We start from the raw sequence: 4,244 nt of genomic DNA, 5'->3' as shown, positions 1-4,244 counted from the left end.
CTGCAAATGCGGGCGTACATCGTCGTCCCCGTCTTGAAAAACAACCAATTGCTCGGCATGTTGGGTGTCTACCAAAACTCTGGCGCACGCATTTGCAGTGGTTCGAGGGATTCTAATAAGCAGCGATCGAATCCTTTGGCTTGAATATCGTTGACGACGTAATAAGGCTTGTAATTTTCGTTGTTAATCGAGTAGTCTAAGTCTAGCGAGGTGCCTGCTTTCGCCCAGTTCACGCCGACGGATTCAGCGATGACATTGCTACTCCAGTCCGGATTGTAAGCGACGACCATCGCCCGATCGGCTTGGAGAGTGTGACGGATATTGTCGAGTGTCGCCTGCATCACTTCCTGCGCTTCGACCTCGATCGCGGCGAGTAAGTCACGACGTTGGGATAATTGCAATAGGGGTTGATTGGGCTGGACTGCGAGGGTGAGTTCTAGGGATAATTGGGACAAGCAAGCGGTTTCTGCTTCCGTCCAGGCGCGGGGACGATCGCACTGGTGAACGACCAATAAACCCCACACCCGACCCAGGCTATAGCTATCGGTCGCTGCCGAGTAACCGTTGATTAAAATCGGGACGGCGACTGTTGCCTGGACTTGGTACTGTTCTAAAATCTGCTTTTGGTAAGGGCTGGTTTCGCTATTAATCAACGAGATCGTCCGCTGGGAGCGATCGTCAGTGAATTGCTCGAACCCAAAGCCAATTTGCGGGATTTCGCTATTGAGCGTGGGGGTTAAGCCAGCTTGGACGGCTTCAGCGATCGATCGACCCATACTCGCCCCTGTCAATTGATAAATCAAGACGCGATCGGCATTTAGTAATGTTTTGATATCAGCAACTGCACTAGTGAATGCCGCCATCGGTGAGGTCGCTTGTCTAATTCTGGTAGCGATTTGATGGATTTTATCGGCATCGATATTCGCCGCTGGTGCTGCTGGCGGGTTACTCGCTGTCGTCAAAAATCCCGCGAGTTCTCTCGCTCTCCGCAGATTTTGACGCAGGGGTTCGCTATTGGGATTGTTCGAGCTTTCGAGCTTGGCTTGAGTATCTTGCAGTAGAGATAGTAGCTGTTGTTTGGCAGTAGTGCTAGTCATATTACGCTCTGAATTGGACATTAATTTTTCTGGGGCGGGAGTGGCAGCGTTGAGTAGTTCTGCTGCTTTATCTTGGCGTTCATCTGCCGAACTAAAGAGATTTTTCAACATGGGCAATATTGGTAATTACTAAATTGCGATCGTTAATTCATAACTATTTCTATATATTGTCATCGAGCGTTATTTTGCTCGATGCTCAAGCAGTTACTGGAGTGCCAATCAGCGCATCAACTATCCGGTCTAGGTCGATAACTACTCGCGATTGATGGGCATCATCGATAAAATAACCCGCCAAAAACGAACGGATTCGATCGGTATACATGGCTTCACCCATCGGCAAACATTGCTGAATATCGTATGTCTCGATCGTGCCAACGCGCTCGATTAATAATGCTACTGTCTCATTTTGTACCTGAAATAGCATCCCCATTCCAGTCCTAGCTGCCGTGCGCACATAGCCAGTGCCGCCCATTAAGTGAGCCAAGTCCAGTACCCAAGTGGCTTTACCGCCATAATTAATAATGCCGAGTAGCGATTCATTCATTTGCGGAACTGCTAAAATTTCTGCTAAAGAAATTTTAATAGTTGCTTGCAAGTTAATTAAGGGAATTAACGCACTCAAACTATCGCCGATCGTAAAACCTAAAAAGCGTTGATGTTCGTCCGACCTTTCACTCGGACGAGCTATTAGATTTTTACTGGCTGGAGATGACATCAGATCGATCGTTTTGCTCATAATTTATCACTCACAACTTATAATTTTCACGATATTTCAACCAATTAGGCGATTGACTGTTTGGAGTAAAGTTGGCTCGTCTACGGTTTTACTCAGATACGCATCAGCACCGCTCATATCGCCCCAAGTCCTGTCGATCTGCTTATCTTTGGTGGAATAAATCACGATCGGGATATTCTGAGTTGCGGGTGCGGTTTTGAGTTTGCGACACAGCTCGAAACCACTCTCACCTGGTAAAATTACATCCAAAACGATCAGATTTGGTTTGAAAGTTTTGAGCCTAATTTCGGCTTCCTCACCACTAGTAACTACTAAAATTGAAAAGCCTTGACCCTCCAAGCATTTTTTCAATCTATCTGCTTCTAACTTACTATCTTCAACAATTAGAATCTGACTCATAACTACTTAACTCCCACAAGATATTTATCGATCATTTTTAACACTGCATCTGACTGTACTGGTTTACCCAAAAAGCCAGTCGCTCCCACCATCTTCGATCGCATCCGATCGATCAATCCATCCTTACCAGTCAAAATAATTACGGGAATATCTTTCAAGCTCGGAGTTTTCCGAATTTGTTCGCATACTTCATAACCATTAGTAATTGGCATTAATAAATCCAGAAATATAAAATCTGGTTTATTTCTAATCAAGCTCGGCATAATTTTGAGCGGATCTTGAACGCCATAACAACGATAGTCATTTTCAGTCAAAATCTTTTCTAAAGATTGATAGATTAGGATACTGTCATCGATACAGGCAATCAAAGGATTCTGAGTCTCACTAGTTCTCACTCCCGGTACTAATGGCACTCGATTTTCAGTACTTAATTGGTTACTAATACCAGTACTTAATTGATTACTAGTACCTGTACTTAGCTGGTTACTAGTACCTGTACTCATTTGGTTACTAGTACCAGTACTCAGTTGGCTGCTATTTTCTAGATTATTAGTCTGACTGACTCTCGATTTTGGCTGGGATGATAAATTAATAAATCCCGATCGCAGCAATGGTAAGAGTGTGCTGGTAAAATTGAGCGCCGATTGACGACTATTAGCTGCCAAACTACGCACGGAGCGATTGCCATCGATCGCCACTACCGTCTGATGTAAATTAGGATTGCCCGCTAATTGCGCCAAATCCAGCGATGGCGAAACAATCGCAAATAAACTCGGTGCGTAAGCCGCCAAACCTACATTCGACCATTCTTGCCAAGTTTGAATCGATTTAGTCAAAATTGGTTCGATTTCTAGTAATGGCAATACTAGATTGAGTTGGGCATTACCAGCCCCAGTTTGAGAGAGCTTATAAGAAAGCCGATTGCCACTATGTTGGCTAAATTGAATCACATCAAATAAGCTTTCGATCGTCATTCTAGCGACTAACTCAGCACATTGTTGTCGATCGATCGACTCACTTACCAATAGCTCTGCCAAAATATTTGAATCTAAGTTAGATTTACGCGGATTATTCACCTCAGCCAAGCGTTCTGGCGGCAGGTTGAGTTGAGCTAGACTCAAGTTTCTTTGCCAGCAATTAATCGGTTCGATCCCACCATCAACCCAGCCCACTCTACCGAGTCTAAATGAAAAAATCCAATATGGATGCGATTCTATTTTAATAACTAAGTTTCCACTAAAAGATTGAGATTTAATATCTTTCAGTTGAATGATTAAATCCTTAAAACTAATACTAGTTAACTTTTCGCTACTTTCAATCATTACTCTGTGCCATCAATCTCTTAATAATTTTTGTATGTAAAGTTACATAACTTCTGTTAATGCAGATGGAATTTTTCTAAAATCATCTATCGATCGATTGCTTCAATCTGAGTTAAATAATTATGTGAATATTTGGCTGTAACTACTCGATCGGACTTAGCTTGCGAGCGTGAATTCGGTTGCGTGCGAGCTGGGCGCAGCAACCCCACAGTTCGAGCTAGTTTCGATCGTTACATAGTTAGTGTTCCCAGATTCAGCGCAGAATATCCAATACCTCGATCGAACTGCTAATGATTATTGGTAATAATTTGAAGTGTTAAGCCGTCTGGGTGTGCCGCCGATTGAAATCGGGGCTAGTGATGCGAAGTCCGCCTTCGCGGACTAATACCACATCCGGTTTGTACAACATACGAACCCTGCCCTCACCCCCACCCCCTCCCCCCCGCTTGGGAGAGGGGAGCCAGAGCCGAAGGATCTGGCGGGGTGAGGGCTGCGTGAGTTTTCGATCGCGCAAGAAGGGTTTGTAAAGCGGACTAGGATATTAGTCCGCGTAGCGGCGCGCGCTCCGGAGGAAACCTCCGGGTTTAGCGCGACAAGCGGCTCGCTCCGGTCGGGTTTCCCGACCATGGAAGCGAGACAAGACAGACAGGCGGACTTAGCTTGCGAGCGTGAATTCGGTTGCGTGCGAGC

4 protein-coding genes are annotated in these 4,244 nt (G+C 45.0%); all 4 read right to left on the bottom strand.

What is annotated here, in order from left to right; translation table 11 throughout:
* Nucleotides 1-68: 68 nt before the first annotated feature.
* The 4 genes from RMO52_RS02940 to RMO52_RS02925 all read right to left on the bottom strand — a co-directional run bounded on the left by RMO52_RS02940 (nucleotide 69) and on the right by RMO52_RS02925 (nucleotide 3,554).
* On the bottom strand, nucleotides 69-1,208 hold the full coding sequence (locus RMO52_RS02940; protein WP_310410714.1) for a GAF domain-containing protein: 1,140 nt from the start codon (nucleotides 1,206-1,208) through the stop codon (nucleotides 69-71).
* Between the two features lie 85 nt (nucleotides 1,209-1,293).
* Entirely contained in the window at nucleotides 1,294-1,833 is a 540-nt protein-coding gene (locus RMO52_RS02935; RefSeq protein ID WP_310410712.1) for a chemotaxis protein CheW, read from the bottom strand.
* A 36-nt stretch (nucleotides 1,834-1,869) separates the two neighbouring features.
* Nucleotides 1,870-2,232, bottom strand: coding sequence for a response regulator (locus tag RMO52_RS02930; protein ID WP_310410710.1), 363 nt, complete (start codon nucleotides 2,230-2,232; stop codon nucleotides 1,870-1,872).
* Nucleotides 2,233-2,234: 2 nt separating this feature from the next.
* Entirely contained in the window at nucleotides 2,235-3,554 is a 1,320-nt protein-coding gene (locus RMO52_RS02925; RefSeq protein WP_309745264.1) for a response regulator, read from the bottom strand.
* Nucleotides 3,555-4,244 lie beyond the last annotated feature (690 nt).

This window comes from Chamaesiphon sp. OTE_8_metabat_110 (genome assembly GCF_031382685.1).
In the GTDB taxonomy this organism is placed as follows: domain Bacteria; phylum Cyanobacteriota; class Cyanobacteriia; order Cyanobacteriales; family Chamaesiphonaceae; genus Chamaesiphon.
This window is presented reverse-complemented; position numbering and strand designations above follow the sequence as displayed.

Excerpts from the sequence above, each read along its gene's own strand:
- RMO52_RS02940 (WP_310410714.1), bottom strand. The coding sequence starts at position 1,208 with ATGTTGAAAAATCTCTTTAGTTCGGCAGATGAACGCCAAGATAAAGCA.
- RMO52_RS02935 (WP_310410712.1), bottom strand. The coding sequence starts at position 1,833 with ATGAGCAAAACGATCGATCTGATGTCATCTCCAGCCAGTAAAAATCTA.
- RMO52_RS02925 (WP_309745264.1), bottom strand. The coding sequence starts at position 3,554 with ATGATTGAAAGTAGCGAAAAGTTAACTAGTATTAGTTTTAAGGATTTA.
- RMO52_RS02930 (WP_310410710.1), bottom strand. The coding sequence starts at position 2,232 with ATGAGTCAGATTCTAATTGTTGAAGATAGTAAGTTAGAAGCAGATAGA.